The 17,205-nt window shown below is 67.0% G+C and carries 14 protein-coding genes and 1 pseudogene; 8 read left to right on the top strand and 7 right to left on the bottom strand.

The features are described from left to right. Positions 1-76: 76 nt before the first annotated feature. The 5 genes from E5A74_RS04675 to secB form a co-directional block, all read right to left on the bottom strand. The gene (locus tag E5A74_RS04675) at positions 77-1,117 is read right to left on the bottom strand and encodes a CAP domain-containing protein (RefSeq protein WP_135983056.1); all 1,041 of its coding nucleotides are present in this window, start codon (positions 1,115-1,117) and stop codon (positions 77-79) included. Between the two features lie 101 nt (positions 1,118-1,218). Then, positions 1,219-2,040: a ThuA domain-containing protein gene (locus E5A74_RS04670; RefSeq protein WP_135983055.1), complete on the bottom strand. Its 822-nt coding sequence runs from the start codon at positions 2,038-2,040 to the stop codon at positions 1,219-1,221. Positions 2,041-2,065: 25 nt separating this feature from the next. Beyond that, entirely contained in the window at positions 2,066-3,070 is a 1,005-nt protein-coding gene (trpS, locus tag E5A74_RS04665; RefSeq protein ID WP_135983054.1) for a tryptophan--tRNA ligase, read from the bottom strand. A gap of 2 nt (positions 3,071-3,072) precedes the next feature. Beyond that, positions 3,073-4,656, bottom strand: a complete 1,584-nt coding sequence (gene murJ / locus E5A74_RS04660; protein ID WP_135983053.1) for a murein biosynthesis integral membrane protein MurJ — start codon at positions 4,654-4,656, stop codon at positions 3,073-3,075. Between the two features lie 125 nt (positions 4,657-4,781). Then, on the bottom strand, positions 4,782-5,291 hold the full coding sequence (gene secB / locus E5A74_RS04655; RefSeq protein WP_135983052.1) for a protein-export chaperone SecB: 510 nt from the start codon (positions 5,289-5,291) through the stop codon (positions 4,782-4,784). Positions 5,292-5,456: 165 nt separating this feature from the next. Between secB and E5A74_RS04650 the strand changes: the two genes are divergently transcribed. From E5A74_RS04650 to E5A74_RS04635, 4 genes are read left to right on the top strand one after another with little or no spacing between them, the layout of a single operon-like run. Further along, positions 5,457-6,101 carry a Tim44/TimA family putative adaptor protein gene (locus E5A74_RS04650; RefSeq protein ID WP_135983051.1) on the top strand — a complete coding sequence of 215 codons (645 nt, stop codon included), beginning with the start codon at positions 5,457-5,459 and terminating at the stop codon, positions 6,099-6,101. Between the two features lie 10 nt (positions 6,102-6,111). Further along, entirely contained in the window at positions 6,112-7,428 is a 1,317-nt protein-coding gene (mltA, locus tag E5A74_RS04645) for a murein transglycosylase A (protein WP_135983050.1), read from the top strand. Beyond that, a complete protein-coding gene (locus E5A74_RS04640; protein ID WP_240699642.1) occupies positions 7,425-8,024 on the top strand; it encodes a Smr/MutS family protein in 600 nt (199 codons plus the stop codon). The genes mltA and E5A74_RS04640 overlap by 4 nt, the downstream gene beginning before the upstream one ends. A 55-nt stretch (positions 8,025-8,079) precedes the next feature. Then, the gene (locus tag E5A74_RS04635; RefSeq protein ID WP_135983049.1) at positions 8,080-9,753 is read left to right on the top strand and encodes a putative bifunctional diguanylate cyclase/phosphodiesterase; all 1,674 of its coding nucleotides are present in this window, start codon (positions 8,080-8,082) and stop codon (positions 9,751-9,753) included. Positions 9,754-9,835: 82 nt separating this feature from the next. Here the strand turns inward: E5A74_RS04635 and dapE are convergent, their stop codons facing one another. Then, the gene (dapE, locus tag E5A74_RS04630; protein WP_135983048.1) at positions 9,836-10,954 is read right to left on the bottom strand and encodes a succinyl-diaminopimelate desuccinylase; all 1,119 of its coding nucleotides are present in this window, start codon (positions 10,952-10,954) and stop codon (positions 9,836-9,838) included. Positions 10,955-10,984: 30 nt separating this feature from the next. Here dapE and E5A74_RS04625 point away from each other — a divergent pair, with 30 nt between their 5' ends. Continuing rightward, the gene (locus tag E5A74_RS04625) at positions 10,985-11,437 is read left to right on the top strand and encodes a cupin domain-containing protein (protein WP_166745603.1); all 453 of its coding nucleotides are present in this window, start codon (positions 10,985-10,987) and stop codon (positions 11,435-11,437) included. A 66-nt stretch (positions 11,438-11,503) separates the two neighbouring features. Then, the gene (locus E5A74_RS20800) at positions 11,504-11,650 is read left to right on the top strand and encodes a hypothetical protein (protein WP_166745602.1); all 147 of its coding nucleotides are present in this window, start codon (positions 11,504-11,506) and stop codon (positions 11,648-11,650) included. 15 nt (positions 11,651-11,665) lie between these two features. Here E5A74_RS20800 and E5A74_RS04620 read toward each other — a convergent pair whose 3' ends face one another. Next, positions 11,666-12,334 (bottom strand): glutathione S-transferase family protein, encoded by a 669-nt coding sequence (locus E5A74_RS04620; RefSeq protein WP_135983046.1) that lies wholly within the window; start codon positions 12,332-12,334, stop codon positions 11,666-11,668. A 121-nt stretch (positions 12,335-12,455) separates the two neighbouring features. Between E5A74_RS04620 and E5A74_RS04615 the strand changes: the two genes are divergently transcribed. Next, positions 12,456-14,420: an alpha/beta hydrolase family protein gene (locus tag E5A74_RS04615; RefSeq protein ID WP_135983045.1), complete on the top strand. Its 1,965-nt coding sequence runs from the start codon at positions 12,456-12,458 to the stop codon at positions 14,418-14,420. A gap of 238 nt (positions 14,421-14,658) precedes the next feature. Further along, positions 14,659-17,205, top strand: a pseudogene (locus E5A74_RS04610) (hypothetical protein); the annotation flags it as partial.

Here is a 17,205-nt window from a genome sequence, read left to right as displayed (position 1 = left end):
GCGAAGGGCGGTCGGGCCTGCGCTTCGGCCTTCGCCGGAGCACGACATCGGCCGGACCAATTCGCCGACTGCTAGCTCAAGGCACGATCCGGAAGAAATAGCTGTAGCTGCGCTGCACGCCGCCCACGGCCACCCGGTCGATCGTCACATCGTAATAGATATTCGCCTGAAGCCCGCTCACGGCGAATTGCAGGTTGTTGGGCAGGCCATAGCCTTGCGTGTCATAGGCGATCCGCGAGACGGTCAGCGCCGCGCCGCCGCGCTGGCGGACGGTGATCGCCGCGTTTGAGAAATCGACATTGGTGTTACCCCATTTGTTGGTCTTGTTCGCGATCACGCCGAACGAGAGCAGCGCACGGCTGTCGAACAGCCGCGCCGGATAGTCCTCGAACGGCCAGGCGACATAGTCGGGCAACGTCCCGGTCGGCCCCGCCGGGCCTGCCGTATCGAACACCTTCATCGCCGCAGCATCCGCGCGATTGCTGGTCTCGTAGCGCCCGGCGACCCGGCCATAGGCGATCGATCCGAGGAACGGATCGAGCAGCCAGCGACGATGGCCGACATTCTCGGCGATGATGTTCTGCACCTCGGTGAGCCAGCCGGCGATGACCTGCTCGTCGCTGATCAGGCTCAGCCCGGTGCCGATGCCCCCATAGAGATTGCTCGATCCCGAGGCGGCGGCGCCTGCGGCGGTATAGCAGCGCCAGCTGCTCGGCGGGGTGTGGCTGAGCTGGCCGTTGGCCGCCTGCATCAGCGCCGATTGCTGCGCCCCGGGCTCGTCGGCGGGGGAATAGGTCGCCGGCGGCAGATGGTGGAGCGCGCGGACCGCGTTGAGGGTCTGCAGCACCTGGCTGGTCACCACCGGCTTGAGCGCGCCGGGCTGGCACGCCGCGATGTCGGCCTGGGTGGTGTAGAGTGCCGCGGCGGCAGCGAAGAAGTCGCCCGGCGCGGGGGTTGGGGTGGGGAAGGGCACCGGGGAAGGGCTGGGCGTCGGCGTCGGCGCGGGCGTGTCGACCGGCGGTACCACCACCGTACCGCCCCCGCCGCTGCCGCCGCCACCACCGCATGCGGACAGCGCCAGCAGCGGAATCATCAGCAGCGTCAGTTGTTTACGCATAGCCTGCCCTCACGCAGGAGCGCCCCAACGCGCATCCTGGGCGTCAGGGTAACGCCTTAAATATGTTGGTGTTTCCTCGTCACGGCGCGATCGGCGCAGCGTCAGTCGCACCCCGTGCCGCGCTTGCGCGCGGCCCAGCCGATCGCGCCGTCGACCAATGCGACATGCGCCGGCTCCGACCAGCTCTCGGGGTCGTGGCCGAGCGCCGAGTAGAAGATTCGGGCCTTGCCCTCGCATCGCCACCAGATCAGCGCATGGTGATCGCCCATCCGGTGCTTGGGCTCGAGCCGCATGCCGGTCTCGTCGAGCCGCGCGAGGACATGCACGTCGGCGCGCGGCGGCGCCGTCCACGCATAATATTCCTCGGTCCAGCGCCAGCGCGGCGACAAATGGCGAGTGGCGGGGTGGTTGCGGTCGACGATCAGGTCGCTGGTCTGGAACTGGTCGGCGCCGCCGGGATGGCCAGTATAGCTCCCGCCGGTGCCGAGGATCTGCTGGTACCAGCCGGGATGGCTGCCGTCGCCGCCGCCGTGCAGCGCGACGAAGCCGCGGCCGCTCGCGAGATATTCCTCGAACGCAGCGCGCTGGTCAGGCGTGAACATGTCCCCGGTCGCGCTGGCGAAGACGATGACGTCGAAGCGCGCGAGCTGCGCCGGATTGAACACCGCCGCATTCTCGGTGGCGTAGCTGCTCCAGCCGCGCGCGCGCACGAGCTTCTCGACGGCGGCAACCGTGGCGGGAATCGAATCGTGCCGCCAGCCATTGGTCTTGCTGAAGATCAGCACTGCCGGCCGCTCGAGCGCGGGCAAAGTGGGGGCGACGGAATCGAAGGTCGGCGTCGGGCGATGCGGGTCGGGGGTGGGCGTGGTCTGTCCCATCAGCGCCAGCGCGCCGAATCCGATGAGCAGCTTCGTGCGGAACATCCTCGTCTCCCCCTTTACGACCTCGTCAGACCTGCAACCCTACCGCTTGTTGCGCCGCCTTGAGCGTCGGTGCGGCGAGCGCGTTGGCGCGTTCCGCTCCCCGGGCGAGCTGCGCGCCGACCGCGGCGCGATCGTCGAGCAGCTGCGTCAGCCGGTCGCGCACCGGCGCCAGCACCGACACCGCGAGATCGGCCAGCGCCGGCTTGAATGCGCCGAAGCCCTGCCCGGCGAATTCCTCGACCACCGATTGCGGCGTGCGTTCGGCGAGCGCGGCGTAGATCGTCACGAGGTTCTTGGCCTCGGGGCGCTCGGCGAGGCCGTCGAAGTTGTCGGGGAGCAGATCGGCGTCCGATTTCGACTTGCGAATCTTGGCCGCGATCGTGTCGTTATCGTCGATCAGGTTGATCCGGCTCATGTCCGAGGGATCGGACTTGGACATCTTGGCGCTGCCGTCGCGCAGGGACATGATTCGCGGCGCCGCCTTCGAGATCAAAGGCTCGGGCAGCGGGAAGAGATCGACCTCGAAGTCGGTGTTGAACTTGGTCGCCACGTCGCGGGCGAGCTCGAGATGCTGCTTCTGGTCTTCGCCGACCGGGACGTGCGTCGCCTTGTAGACGAGCACGTCGGCGGCCTGGAGCACCGGATAGGTGAACAGGCCGACGCTGGCGCCTTCGCGGTTCTTGCCCGCCTTGTCCTTCCACTGGGTCATGCGGTTGAGCCAGCCCATCCGCGCGGTGCCCTGCAGGATCCAGCACAATTCGGCATGCGCGGGCACGCGGCTCTGGTTGAACAGGATCGCGCGATCATCGATCCCCGAAGCCATCAGCGTGGCGGCCATCTCGATCGTCGAATTGGCGAGCTCCTGCGGCGACACGTTGCCGGTCAGCGCGTGGAGGTCGGCGAGGAAGAACAGGCACTCGCCCCCATTCTCTTCAAGCGCGTCCTGCATCGCCACCCACTGCCGGATCGCCCCGAGATAATTTCCGAGATGGAGATTGCCGGTGGTCTGGATGCCGGAAACGACGCGCATGTTCACTCCTTGGGTGCCGCCTGGGCCTTGCGGCGGATCAGGGCCTTGAGATCACTCAGGCGATAGGCCCGGGTGATGAAGCAGGCGACGACATAGATCGCGCCGCCCGCGCCTACCAGCACGCTCAGCGCGGCGAAGCGCATCCAGATCGTACCGGTGAGATAGGGATCGAGCAGCCGCTCGCCTGCGAACAGCGCGCCGCCCATCAGGATCGCGGCTATCGCGAGGCGGGGAATGCGGCGCTTGAGCTGCGCATCGGCGGCGAAATGGCCGCGCTTGCCGAGCGCGCGATAGAGCATCCAGACATTGACGCTCGACGCGATCGCGGTCGCGAGCGGCGGGCCGACATGCTTGATGAGCGGGATCAGCGCGAGATTGAGCGCGAGGTTCACGCCGACCGAGATGGTAGCGAATCGCATCGGCGTGCGCGTGTCCTCGCGCGCGAAGAAGCCCGGGGTGAGCACCTTGACCAGCACATAGGAAGGCAGGCCGATCGAGAAGGCCGAGAGCGCCCAGGCCGAGCGTATCGTATCCTCGGCGGTGAACTGGCCGTGCTGGAACAGCCCGCGCAGGATCGGCTCGGCGGCGACGACGAACGCCACCGTCGCCGGGAGGGTCAGGAACAATGCCAGCTCGATGCCGCGATTCTGCGTCTCCATCGCCTCGGCCTCGCGCCCGGCGCCGAGCAACTTCGAGATGGTGGGGAGCAGGATCGTGCCGAGCCCGATCCCGATCAGCCCGAGCGGGAGCTGGTTCAGCCGGTCGGCATAATAGATGTACGAGATCGAGCCTTCCTCGAGCAGCCAGCCGGCCATCGCGGTCGAGACGATCAGGTTGATCTGGACCGCGCCCGCGCCGGCGGCGGCGGGGAGGATCAGCTTCAGGAGGCGGCGGATCTCGGGATCGAGCCGTGGACGGCGCGGGCGAAGCGATACGCCGGCGGCGCGGCAGGCAATCCATAGCCAGGCAAGCTGGAGCAACCCGCCGATCGGCACCGCGATCGCCTGCGCGCGCGCGGTCTCCTCGGGCGTGCCGTGGAAGAACAGCAAGGCCGAGACCATCGCGAGGTTGAGCAGGATCGGCGCGGCGGCGTTGACCCAGAACTTGTCGAGCGAATTGAGGATGCCGCCGAGCAACGAGGCGAGGCTGATCAGCATCAGGTAGGGAATCGTGATCCGCGACAGTTCGACCGCGAAGGCGAACTGCTCGGACGTGGGATTCTGCCTGGTGAACCCGCCGGCGAGTCCCCAGGTGAGCGGCCAGGCGGCGGCCAGCATCACCAGAGTCATTCCGGTCAGGAAGACGAACAGCACCGCCAGTGCCTGTTCGGCAAAGGCCAAGGCAGGGGCGAGCTCGCCATCATTCTCGCCGACCTTGCGGTTGAACATCGGAATGAAGGCGGAGGCGAACGCCCCTTCGGCGAAGAAGGCGCGGAACATGTTGGGCAGGCGAAAGGCGACGAGAAACGCGTCCGACGCGAAGTTCGCTCCGACAAAGGCGGCCTGCAGCGAATCGCGGACCAGCGCGAGAATGCGACTGGCGAGCGTGAGTCCGCCGATCGAACCAAGGCTGCGCGCGAGCTTCATGCGCTGCGCATCATGCTGAAGTCAGGCGCGACGGCCGCCGTGCCGACCGAACGTCCGGGAGATGGGCCCCCGCTTTCGCGGAGGTGACGATCCTTGGTCACTATGCCCGATCCCCCGGAATAACGTCAGGCGTTGCCGGCGATCTCGCCCTGCGGCTGGTCGCCGGCCTGGGCGCGCTGCTGCAGGTAGATGCCGGTGAAGTCGATCGGCTCGAGCATCAGCGGCGGGAAGCCGCCGTCGCGCACGGCGTCGGCGATGACGCGGCGCGCGAACGGGAACAGGATGCGCGGCGCTTCGCCGAGCAGGAAAGGCTCCATCTGGTCCTGCGGCACGTTGCGGAGCGCGAACAGCCCGGCATAGGAGAGATCGACGATGAACGCGGTCTGGTCCTCGGCCTGCGCCTTGACGTCGATCTTGAGCACGACTTCGTAGACGTCCTCGCCGACCTGGCCCGAGCCGATGTTGAACTGCACGTCGATGGCGGGTGCCGTCTGCGACTGATAGACCTGCGGGGCGTTCGGATTCTCGAACGACAGGTCCTTCACATATTGCGACAGCACACCCGCGACGGGCGCGGTATCGGCGCCATTGGCTGCGGGCTCGCCGAACTCGGCGATCGTGTCGTTCTCTGCCATCGAAGATTCCTCTGTTTACCGGAAAGTTTCGCGCCCGTGACGCGTTTGTTCAGCGTGCGCGCCTAGCAGGGGCGCGAAGGCAGTTCAATCGGGCGGCGTTTTCGCGGAATTTGTAACCCGCGGCGCGAAGGCCTATGTATCTCGGCGACGAGGCTCGGAGGCTCAGTGTTCTACGTTATCCTGTTCGCGATGATTGCCGGTTTCCTGGCGCTTCGGCTGTATTCGGTGCTCGGCAAGCGCACCGGACACGAGCAGGCGCTGCCCAAGCCGGCTGAGGAGCGCGTCGCCGCGCAGCCGATGCCGCGCACGATCGACGTGACTCCCGAAATCCGCGAAGGCGCCGGCCGCCCGATCGAGGCGGGTGCCGAGGCGGGGCTGCGCGCTGTGGTCTCCGCCGATTCGGGCTTCGACGTCGGCCAGTTCGTCGAAGGTTCGAAGGCGGCTTATCGCATGATTCTCGAAGCCTTCTGGAAGGGCGACGAAGAGACGCTCGGCTGGCTGGTCGAGGACGAGGTTCGTGGCGGGTTCGCCGAAGCGATCGCCGACCGCAAGGCCGCCGGCCATGTGCTCGACAATCGCCTGGTCGCGATCGAGCGCGCGGTCATCACCGACGCTTCGGTGGAAGGGCGAGTCGCCCGAATCACGGTGCGCTTCGATGCCGATATCGCCGCCGTGACGCGCGACCAGGACGGCAATGTCGTCGCCGGCTCGCTCACCGACGCGGTCGAGACGCACGACATCTGGACCTTCGCACGCAACCTGCGCAGCGACGATCCCAACTGGAAGCTGGTCGAGACCGACGAAGCATAAGGGGCACATTATGCGTCTGTGGGGGGCAGTCGCATCCGCGGCTCTGTTGAGCGCCTGTTCGGGCGGAATCGTACCGCCCGAGGCGGGGTCCGCCCGGGCGGCCGCGTCGCGGCCGGCGCCGGCACCCACGCCTTCGCGTGCACCCTCGCGACCGGGCAGCTTATCCGAAACGCCGATTCATCTGCCTGCGCGTCAGCCGACGCCCGCGATTCCGCTGCCGGCGATGCCCGCACCCGCGGCGTCCGCCAGCACCACCACCGCCGCCGCGGCGGGCGTGGTGCCCGGTCCCGCGCTCGACACACTGCCGATCACTCAGGAGAGCGCCGAGCGCGCGCTCACCGCCTATCGGCTAAGCTGTTCCGCGCTCCAGCGGCGCACCGACAGCACCGGGCTGACCCAGGGCGCCGATTGGGCCGATTCGTGCCGCGCTGCCGCCAGCTGGCCGGCGCGCGACGCGCGGAGCTTCTTCGTCCGCTATTTCGAGACGGCGCAGATCGGTGACGGCAAGGCCTTCGCCACCGGCTATTACGAGCCCGAGATCCATGGTTGTCGTGAAAGGCGCGCGGGCTGCGAAGTGCCGATCTACGGCGTGCCGAGCGATCTGATCGACGTCGATCTCGGGCTGTTCTCGGACGATCTCAAGGGCAAGAAGATCCGCGGTCGCGTCGACGGCAGGAGCTTCGTCCCCTATTTCGATCGCACCCAGATCGAGGAGGGCAGGCTGCAGAGCCGCGCGCCGGTGATCGCGTACGCCAATGATCCGGTCGAGATTTTCTTCTTGCAGGTCCAGGGCTCGGGGCGGCTGCGACTGCCCGATGGCGGAGTGATGCGGATTGGTTATGCCGGCCAGAACGGCCGCGACTATACCGGCATCGGCAAGCTGATGCGCGATCGCGGGCTGCTCGGCCCCGGCCAGGCTTCGATGCAGGGGATCATGGCGTATCTGCGCGAGCACCCCGAGGAAGGCCGCGCGATCATGCGCGAGAACAAGAGCTTCGTCTTCTTCAAGGAACTCACCGGCGCCGGCCCGCTCGGCGCCATGGGTCTGCCCGTCACCGGCTGGGCGAGCGCTGCGGTCGATCCCAAATTCGTGCCGCTGGGCGCGCCCGCCTTCCTCTCGATGGACCGCACCGACGCGACCGGGCTGTGGGTGGCGCAGGATACCGGCGGTGCGATCAAGGGCGCCAATCGCTTCGACACCTTCTGGGGCGCCGGCGACGATGCGCGGGCGATCGCCGGCGGCATGTCGGCGCGCGGCACGGCGTGGCTGCTGCTCCCCAGGGGCGTGCTCGCGCGGCGCGCGGCGGCGGTGGCACCGACCCCGTGAAACGGACTCTGGCGCCCGAGGAAGCGGCGCTCTGGAAACGCGTGATCGCGACGGTGAAGCCGCTCAAGGCGGCCAAACCTGCGGCAAAAGTGCAAACTCCCCTCCCGGCAAGAGAGGGGCAGGGTGTGGGTGCGAGCGGCAAGGCCGCGAGCCCGTCCCCCGCCGCACGCAAGTCGCTCGAAGCTATGGCTTCTCGCGCCCACCAGCCCCTCCCTGCACGCAGAGAGGGGAACAACACCCTCGACGCCAGCTGGGACCGCCGCCTCTCCCGCGGCCTCGTCGCGCCCGAATCGAGCATCGACCTGCACGGCCACAGCCTCTCTGCCGCCTATGATCGGCTCGACTACGGGCTCGAACAGGCGATCCGGCATGGCGATCGCGTGCTGCTCCTCATCACCGGAAAGCCGCCGCGCCCCGAATCCGAACGGCCGCATGCCCGCGGCGCGATCCGGGCGGCGGTGGGCGACTGGCTCGCCGCCTCGCGCCATGCCGATCGTATCGCCGCGGTCCGCGGCGCGCATCCGCGGCATGGCGGCAGCGGCGCGCTTTATATCGTGCTGCGCCGCCCGAGGGGCGCGCCGCCACGAAATTCTTAACTTCTGTCTGCAAGGGTGCGCCCCGGGAGATTTTAGCGGGGGTAGAACGGCCGAAGTGGAAGGGTTTTCGCTAAGGAGCCGGGCGATCGCATTTGCGATGTGTGCCGGGGCGGTGGCGTTCATCCTTGCCGTGGCCGCTGCGTCGGAACGCGTCCTCACCGTCGAATCCGCCGGCCGCGCGCTGATCGCGGCGATCATCTGCGGGGTGATGTGCTGGGCCTCCGCTGAGCGCAGCATCGCCTCGACCGCGGGCGCGATCGACGCCGCGATCGACCGCCTCGCCGCCGCCGCCAACGGCGATCTCCAGAGCGAGATCCCCGAGGAAGTCGAGCAGTGCGTGCCGCCGCTGGCGCGGGCGATGGACGGGCTGTTCCACCAGCTTCACGAGAATCTCGAAAGCGTCCAGCGGCTCGCGATGTTCGATCCGGTGACCGCGCTCGCCAACCGCACCAATTTCCGCCGAACCGCCGAGCGCCTGCTCGCCGAGCTGCCGCAAGGCGAGATCGCGGTGCTCTATTTCATCGATCTCGATCGCTTCAAGGCCGTCAACGACACGATGGGCCATGCCACCGGCGACGTGCTGCTCGGCATGGTCGCCAATCGATTGCGCGCGGTCGGCGACCGTTTTGCTGCCGAGGGGGCGATCCGCGCGCCGCTGATCGGCCGCCTCGCCGGCGACGAGTTCACGATGTTCTTCCCCGGAATCCGCGGCGAGCGCGATGCCGAGCGGATCGGCCGCGGCATCCTGTTCGCGCTTTCCGAGCCCTTCGACCTCGCCGATCAGGAAATCTCGATCGGGGCCTCGATCGGCATCGCCATGCGCCCCGAGCACGGCACCACGCTGCACGATCTGATGCGCGCCGCCGATGCCGCGATGTATCATGCCAAATCGCTGGGCCGCGGCCGCGCCGAGCATTTCACCGAGTTCCTCGCTGCGCAGATCGCCGAGCGCGCCCAGCTCGAGAGCGATCTCCGTGCCGCGGTCGACAAGGATCAGTTCGCGCTGGTCTTCCAGCCGCAGGTCAGTGCGGCGGACGGGCGGATCGTCGGCGCCGAGGCGCTGCTACGCTGGCGGCACCCCGACGGGCTCAAGCTGCCCGGCGCCTTCATCCAGCGCGCCGAGGAGACCGGGCTCATCGTCGAGATCGGCGAATGGGTGGTCAGCAACGTCGCCGAGACGATCTCGCGCTGGGGCAAGCTCGGCATCGAGCAGCGGCTCGCGGTCAACATCAGCCAGCGCCAGATCGACCACGCCAATTTCTTCCGTCGGCTGCGCGCGGCGATGCACGCCGCACGTGCGCCGGCCAGCCTGCTCGAGCTCGAGATCACCGAGACGCTGGCGATGCACTGCTCGAGCGAGGTGCTCGATGCGATCGCGGCGCTCCGCGCAGACGGCGCCAGCGTCGCGATCGACGATTTCGGCACCGGCTATTCGAACCTCGCGCGGCTGCGCCAGCTGCCGGTCGACCGCGTCAAGCTCGACCGCAGCCTGATCGAGCACGTCGTCGAGCAGCCCGAATCGCGCACGATCGCGCAGGCGGTGATCGGGCTGGTCCATGGCCTCGGCTGCGAAGCGGTCGCCGAAGGGATCGAGAGCGAGGCGCAGGCCGCGGTGCTCCGCATCATCGGCTGCGATGTCCTGCAGGGCTATGCCGTCGCCACCCCGATGGCCGAGGAGGATTTCCTCACCTGGGCCCGCGGCGTCGAGCCCCGCCGGATCGCGAGTTAGCTTTCCGTCATCCCGGCGAAAGCCGGGACCTCGTGCGACATGCGCCTCGGCTTGAGATTCCGGCTTTCGCCGGGATGACGGTTTAGCCGTGCACCCGCCGCAGCACTTCCTCGTACACGTCCGTCAGCGCGGTCAGATCCGCCAGCGCCACCGCCTCGTCGAGCTTGTGCATCGTCGCGTTGACCAGCCCGAATTCGACCACGGGGCACAGCTTGACCAGATAGCGCGCGTCCGACGTCCCGCCGCTGGTCGATAGCTCGGGCACGATCCCGAGCTTCGCCTCGATCGCCCCGGCGACGAGTTCCGAAAGGGCGCCGGGCTGGGTCAGGAACGACTCGCCATAGACGGTGCCCCTGACCTGCGCGCCCGGGGCGTGGCGCTGGACGATCGCCTCGATGCGGGCGATCAGGTCGTCGCCGCGCTGCATGTCGTTGAAGCGGATCGACAGCCGCGCCCGGGCATTGCCGGGAATGACGTTGGTCGCAGGGTTGCTGGTATGGATGTCGGTGACCTCGATGTTCGAGGCCTGGAACCAGTCATTGCCGGTGTCGAGCGTGATCGCGTCGATCTCGGCGAGCGCCGCGACCAGCTTCGGGATCGGATTGTCGGCGAGGTGCGGATAGGCGACATGGCCCTGCTTGCCGGGAACGTCGATCCAGATCACCGTCGAACCGCGCCGCCCGATCTTGATCGTGTCGCCGAGCCGCTGGGCCGAGGTCGGCTCGCCGACGAGGCACAGATCGGGCTTCACGCCCCGCTCGGCCATCCGCTCGATCAGCTTCGGGGTGCCGAAGGTGGCGGGGCCTTCCTCGTCGCCGGTGATGATCAGGCTGAGCCTGCCCTCCGCCGGGACGCGCGCCGCCGCGGCGACGAAGGCGGCGATCGCGCCTTTCATGTCGACCGCGCCGCGCCCATAGAGCAAGTCGCCGCGGACTTCGGGCGCGAAGGCGCCGCTCGCCCAGCCTTCGCCCGGCGGAACGACGTCGAGATGTCCCGCAAAGGCGAAATGCGTGCCCTGCGACCCGCGCGTGGCGAGCAAATTCTCGACCGGCCCGTCGGGCGCCTCGCCCTCGACGAAGCGCGAGACCGCGAAGCCCATCGGGGCCAGCGCCGCCTCGAGCACGTCGAACACCGCGCCGCGCGCCGGCGTGATGCTTTCGGCGGCGATCAGCGCCTTGGTGAGTGCGACGACGTCGGGCAAAAGGCTCTCCACAAGTTGATGGAGGCGGCATTGCCCAAGCTCGATCTCGATACAATCCCGCAAACCAATGCCACCGGCTATCCCGCGCCCTTTTCGGACGCGGTGCAGGGCCGCTGGTACCGGCGGCTGGCCCCGGCGAGCGGGATCGGCGATTTCGGCTTCAGCCATGTCACGCTCGCACCAGGCGCCTGGTCGTCGCAGCGCCATTGGCACGAGGGCGAGGACGAGTTCGTCGTGATGCTCGCCGGCGAGGCGGTGTTGGTCGACGATGCCGGCGAGACCATGATGCGCCCCGGCGATGTCGCCGCCTTTCCCAAGAATGACGGCAACGGCCATGTCCTGCAGAACCGCAGCGACGCCGAATGCGTGTTCATCGCGGTCGGGCGCCCGAGCGCGAGCGCCTGCCACTATCCCGATATCGACATGCACCTGCCCATGGGCGGCGGGCCCTTCCGCCGCAAGGACGGCAGCGCCTTCCCGTAATCGCCCCTAACGCCCGGTTAAGCAAAGATTCACGCAGGCCGTGTGAGAGTGCGGAGCATGCGAAGGATGCTCCTCCTTGCCGTTGCGATGTTCAGCTTCGCCGATCTTGCCGTCTTTTCGGGCCGGCATCTGGCGGGGATCGGCGATGCCGCGCGCGATCAGATCGAGAGCGTCCGGGTCAAGGCCGACGAATATTCGCGCAAGCCGATCTGAGCCCGGCCCGGCCGCTCAGTCGTGCGCCGGCATCTCGAACTGCTCGATCACCCAATCCTCTTCCTGCGCCCCCGCGATCCAGTCCTGCATGAAGGGATGCTGGAGCACCGCGAGCATATAGGGCTGGGCGAAGCGCGGCACCGGCAGCGAATAGGTCACGATCCGCGTCACCACCGGCGCGAACATGATGTCGACCGCGCCGAAATCGCCGAACAGGAACTCGCCGTCGCCGCCGAAGCGCGCGCGGGCCTGTGCCCATAGCTCCATGATCCGGCTCAGATCCTGCGCCACGTCCGGATCGGGAGCCGTCGCCGGATAGACCTGGCGGATGTTCATGCTGTGCTTGCGGCGCAGCGCCGTGAAGCTCGAATGCATTTCGGCGGCCATCGAGCGCGCCATCGCCCGCGCCGCCATGTCCTCGGGCCAGAAGCGCGTGCCGCCGGCCTTGTCGTTGAGATAGTCGACGATCGCCAGGCTGTCCCACACTACCGCCTCGCCGTCCCACAGGATCGGCACCTTGCCCGAAGAGGGGGCGAACTCGGCGCCCTCGCGACGCCGGTCCCACTCGGCGTCGTAGAGCGGCACCACGACTTCCTCGAACGGCAGGCCGGACTGCCTGACCGCGAGCCAGCCGCGCAGCGACCACGAGCTATAGGCCTTGTTGCCGATGATGAGCTTGAGCATGGCGCCTCCTAGCCACTTCGCATGCTGCGAGTCGAGGGCGCTCGGCGCGGTAGAGGCTTGCGCCGGCCGCGCGGACGCGACAGCATGGCGCCGGGCAAGAATGGGCAAAACGGGGGATAAGATGTTGCGTTGGCGTGCGGGCCTGCTGTGTGCGGGCGCTCTGGTCGTGTCCGCGCCGGCCGCGGTGCCGGCGCAGAGCCAAGGGGCGAGTCCGCCGCCAACCAGTCCGGGAACGCAGACCAACCCGACGCCGTTCGACGTGTCGGTGTTCGCCGAACTCCCCGCGATGGAGGGCCCCGAAATCTCCCCCAACGGCAAGTTCATCGCGGCCAAGATCGCCGTTGCGGGCACCCAATATTTCGCGATCGTTCCGCTCGACGGCGGCAAGCCCAAGCTCATCGGCCTCGGCGAGAACGACCTCAACAAATGGAGCTGGGTCAATGACGATTGGCTCGTCATCGGCGTCGGGCAGCTCGTGCCGATGGAAGGTGACAGCTGGTACGTGACGCGTTCGCTCGGCGTCAGCGCTGCGGGCAACAAGATCGTCAAGCTCGCCGCGAACGATGCGGCGCAGGATGCTGACGACATCGTCTGGATCGCCACTGACGGCACGCCGCGCGTTCGCATGGCGCTGCAGACGTCGATCTATTCGGACGATCCCGGCTTCTGGCCGCAGGTCGAGGAGATCGACGTGTCGACCGGCCGGCGCAAGCCGGTGCTGCGCGGCCGCGAGGGCATCTGGAACTGGTATGCCGACGGCAGCGGCGCGATCCGCATGGGCATCGGCATGTCGCTCGACGGCCGCACCCAGCGCGCGGTCTATCGCGAGAGCGGCGAGGGCTCGTTCAAGACGATCGACAAGGTCAAGACCCATCGCGACACGCTGACGGTCCCCGCGATGTTCCTCAAGGAGCCGGGCAAGGGCCTGATGATCGCCGACGACGCCGACGGCTTTTCGGCGCTCTACGAACTCGACCTCTCGACGCTCGAGCGCGGCAAGCAGCTGTTCGCGAGCAAGGGGTTCGATATCGGCGGGCTGCTCCCCGACGAGAGCGGCTTCGGCTATGTCGGCGTCTATGTGAACGAGGACAAGCCGGGAATCCGCTGGACCGATCCCGCGCTCGTCGCGCTGCAGGCCACGATCGCGGGGATGATCAAGGGCGGCGAGCCGCGCATCGTCTCGCTGAGCCGCGATCGCTCGGTCGCGGTCGTCCATGTCGGCGGCGCCAACGCTCCTGGCGCCTATTTCCTCTATCGCACCGCCGACCAGTCGATGCAGCGGCTGGTCACCAACAACGACACGATCGGGATGAAGCGCATGAACCCCGTGCGCACGATCCGCTACAGGGCGCGCGACGGGCTCGAGATCGCCGCGGTGCTGACGCTTCCGGCCGGCAAGAAGTCCAATCTGCCGCTGATCGTGATGCCGCATGGCGGCCCGTTCGCGCGCGATACCGAGGAATGGGACTGGTGGACCCAGTTTCTCGCCTCGCGCGGCTATGCCGTGGTCCAGCCCAATTATCGCGGCTCGTCGGGCTATGGCACGCCGTTCACCCAGAAGGGGCAGGGGCAATGGGGCCTCGCCATGCAGGACGATCTGAACGACGTCGTCCCCGAGCTGGCGAAGCTCGGCATCGCCGATCCCAAGCGCGCCTGCATGGTCGGCGCCTCCTATGGCGGCTATGCGGCGATGCGGGCCGCGCAGCGTGACGGCAAGCTCTATCGCTGCGCGGTCGCCTTTGCGGGCGTGTCCGACCTGAACCGCATGCTCAACCAGAACCGCAACTTCCTCGGCAGCGACGCCCGGCGCGACTGGCTCAAGATGCAGGCGCCCGATCTGAAGGCGGTCTCGCCGCTCAACTATCCCGGCGAGTTCTCGATCCCGCTGCTCCTCGTCCACGGCAAGAAGGACCGGGTGGTACCGATCGTCCATTCGCGCGCGATGGCGTCGAAGCTCAAGGGTGTGGGCAAGGACGTCGTCTATATCGAGCAGCCCGAGGCCGACCACCATTTCTCGCGCAGCGAGGACCGGCTCGAGTTCCTCAAGGCGCTGGAGGCGTTCCTCGCGAAGCACAACCCGGCTTGAGGGTGTGCACGAAAGCATCCACGGTCTGTCACCGTCTCACCGCGTGCAGCAAAATTCGCAGGTTAGCGAGGATTGCTTAGATCTGCGAAGAGTCCTAGAAACGCCGATCTAACTCAACATTAGCGCGCTCGCAAGGCTGTTGCTCGTTCGACGCGTCCGCATAATGCAGGAGTCCAGTCCAGATCCAGAGGCCTAGTCCGCCTCTTCGGCCACCTTGCTTGGAGCATTGAACAGTAAAATGGAAGAATTAGGTCCTCAGTATCGTTGGCGTTTTGTAGGCGTTTCACCCTTCGAAGCTCGTGATGGTCACGGTCTGATCAGCTACCATGGCAAGCTTTGGTCTTATGGTGGATGGAATCCGCTGGACAGCGAAAACTTTCCTCAGATTACGAACAATGAGATCTGGGTCTCGACAGACCCTGGGGCAAATGTATGGCAGCTCGCGACGCCGCATGCCGAATGGGACCCCCGGCATACCTTTGGCACTGTCATCCATGACGACCACGTCATCATAATCGGTGGCGATGTAATCCAGGGGAAGTATCAGAGCGACGTCTGGTCATCTGACGACGGGTACACATTCACCTTATTGAATGGCGACGCGCCGTGGGGCCCGAGAACGCTGTTCCTGTCGGCGTCATTTCAGGGGCAAATCTGGGTTTTTGGCGGACAGACCTTGAGCGAGTTCGCTGGCGGCGGCCCCGACATCGCGTACCGGGATGCGTGGAAGTCCGCTGATGGGATCACCTGGACGCAGGCGGCTACCGACCTTCCCTTTTTGCCCCGCGGCCTTGTCGATAACCTCGTCGAACTTGATGGCTATCTTTGGGCGATCGGGGGCGGGATGTACGCTACGGCCGGATCGCCGTTCGAGCATCGCAACGACGTCTGGCGCTCAGCGGATGGGATCAATTGGGAATTGGTCCTCGACCACGCGCCTTGGGAGGCGCGGCGTTACGGCAGCGTCGAAGTTTATGACGGCCGCCTCTGGGTCGTTGGCGGCGTCAACGAGAACGGGAATATCGCCGACTCCTGGATGAGCGAGGACGGCATCAACTGGATTTCAGTCCCGGCCCCGTTTTCTCCCCGACACGCAGCCGGGTTGGCAGTGCATGACGGGCAGATGTATCTGACGTCCGCAGATCTGGCGGCGAATGACATCTGGGTTCTGCGTGAGGCGGTTGTGGTCTACGGAACACCTGATTCCGACACGCTCACCGGGCACGGCGAGGAAATATTGGTCGGTGGAGCGGGCGACGACCAATATGTCCTGAGCACCGATGACGAGGTTTATGAGACTATAAACTCGGGGCGCGATACCATCTATACGCGCGGCAACTTCTTGCTCACTGACGACGTATATGTCGAGGTCCTGTCTGCGGCCGATTCGACCATGGTCGATCCGCTCGAGCTTGAGGGCAATGTTCACGACAACCTCATCATCGGTGCGGCTGGCGACGATTTCCTCCTCGGAAACGGCGGTGCCGATATCTTGCGCGGCGGCGCGGGTGCCGATCGGCTCTTCGGCGGCGCCGATGATGACGAACTCGACGGAGAGGGCGGTGATGATCGCCTCGATGGCGGCGAAGGCGTGGACGTTCTCTCTGGCGGGGACGGCCATGATTGGTACTATGTCGACAACCCCGGCGATGCCGTCGTCGAAATGGCGGGCCAAGGGTGGGATCGCGTCTACGCATCGGCCAGCTACACGCTGACCGCCGGTGCCGAGGTCGAGGAACTGCATACCGCCGATTTTCTCGGCACTGCGGGCATCGATCTCACCGGCAACGGCGTCGGCCAATATTTGCTCGGCAATGCCGGCGCAAACCGTCTCGACGGCGGCGGCGGCACTGATACGCTCGCGGGCGGTGCCGGCGACGACATCTACGTCGCGGACAGCGACGACACCATCGTCGAGCTGGAAGGCGAGGGCGCGGACACGATTCTTGCCCGCACGAGCTTCGCGCTGGCGGGCGGCGTCCATATCGAACGGCTCGCGGCGGCGGATCCGCTGTCGACCGACGCGCTCGATCTGACCGGCAACGAACTGGACAACAGCATCAGCGGCAGTGCCGGCGCCAACCGTCTCGACGGCGGCGGCGGCACTGATACGCTCGCGGGCGGTGCCGGCGACGACATCTACGTCGTGGACAGCGACGACACCATCGTCGAGCTGGAAGGCGAGGGCGAGGACACGATTCTTGCCCGTACCAGCCTCGCGCTGGCGGGCGGCGTCCATATCGAACGGCTCGCGGCGGCGGATCCGCTGTCGACCGACGCGCTCGATCTGACCGGCAACGAACTGGACAATAGCATCAGCGGGAATGCCGGTGCCAACCGTCTCGACGGGGGCCGCGGGGCGGATGCCCTTGCAGGCGGCGCTGGCGATGACGTTCTGATAGGCGGCGAAGGCGACGATACAATCGACGGTGGCCTGGGTGCAGATGTCCTTGAGGGGGGCGTCGGCGACGACGCCTATTACGTCGACGGTGACGATACCGTCGTCGAGCTGGAAGGCGAGGGCGAGGACACGATTCTTGCCCGCACGAGCTTCGTGCTGGCGGCCGGTGCTCATGTCGAACGGCTTGTGGCTGCGGATCCGCGGTCGACCGATGCGCTTGATCTGACCGGCAACGAGCTGGACAACAGCATCAGCGGCGGTGCCGGCGCGAACCGTCTCGACGGTGGTGGCGGCGCCGACACGATGACCGGCTTCGACGGCCACGACTGGTACTATGTCGACAATGCCGGAGACGTCGTCGTCGAGGCGGTCGGTCAGGGGTGG

Source organism: Sphingomonas naasensis (assembly GCF_004792695.1).
In the GTDB taxonomy this organism is placed as follows: domain Bacteria; phylum Pseudomonadota; class Alphaproteobacteria; order Sphingomonadales; family Sphingomonadaceae; genus Sphingomonas; species Sphingomonas naasensis.
Note: the sequence above shows the minus strand (reverse complement) of the source record. Positions and strands in the feature narration are given on the sequence as shown.

Excerpts from the sequence above, each read along its gene's own strand:
- E5A74_RS20800 (WP_166745602.1), top strand. The coding sequence starts at position 11,504 with ATGCTCCTCCTTGCCGTTGCGATGTTCAGCTTCGCCGATCTTGCCGTC.
- secB (WP_135983052.1), bottom strand. The coding sequence starts at position 5,291 with ATGGCAGAGAACGACACGATCGCCGAGTTCGGCGAGCCCGCAGCCAAT.
- E5A74_RS04670 (WP_135983055.1), bottom strand. The coding sequence starts at position 2,040 with ATGTTCCGCACGAAGCTGCTCATCGGATTCGGCGCGCTGGCGCTGATG.
- mltA (WP_135983050.1), top strand. The coding sequence starts at position 6,112 with ATGCGTCTGTGGGGGGCAGTCGCATCCGCGGCTCTGTTGAGCGCCTGT.
- murJ (WP_135983053.1), bottom strand. The coding sequence starts at position 4,656 with ATGAAGCTCGCGCGCAGCCTTGGTTCGATCGGCGGACTCACGCTCGCC.
- E5A74_RS04620 (WP_135983046.1), bottom strand. The coding sequence starts at position 12,334 with ATGCTCAAGCTCATCATCGGCAACAAGGCCTATAGCTCGTGGTCGCTG.
- E5A74_RS04615 (WP_135983045.1), top strand. The coding sequence starts at position 12,456 with ATGTTGCGTTGGCGTGCGGGCCTGCTGTGTGCGGGCGCTCTGGTCGTG.
- trpS (WP_135983054.1), bottom strand. The coding sequence starts at position 3,070 with ATGCGCGTCGTTTCCGGCATCCAGACCACCGGCAATCTCCATCTCGGA.
- E5A74_RS04675 (WP_135983056.1), bottom strand. The coding sequence starts at position 1,117 with ATGCGTAAACAACTGACGCTGCTGATGATTCCGCTGCTGGCGCTGTCC.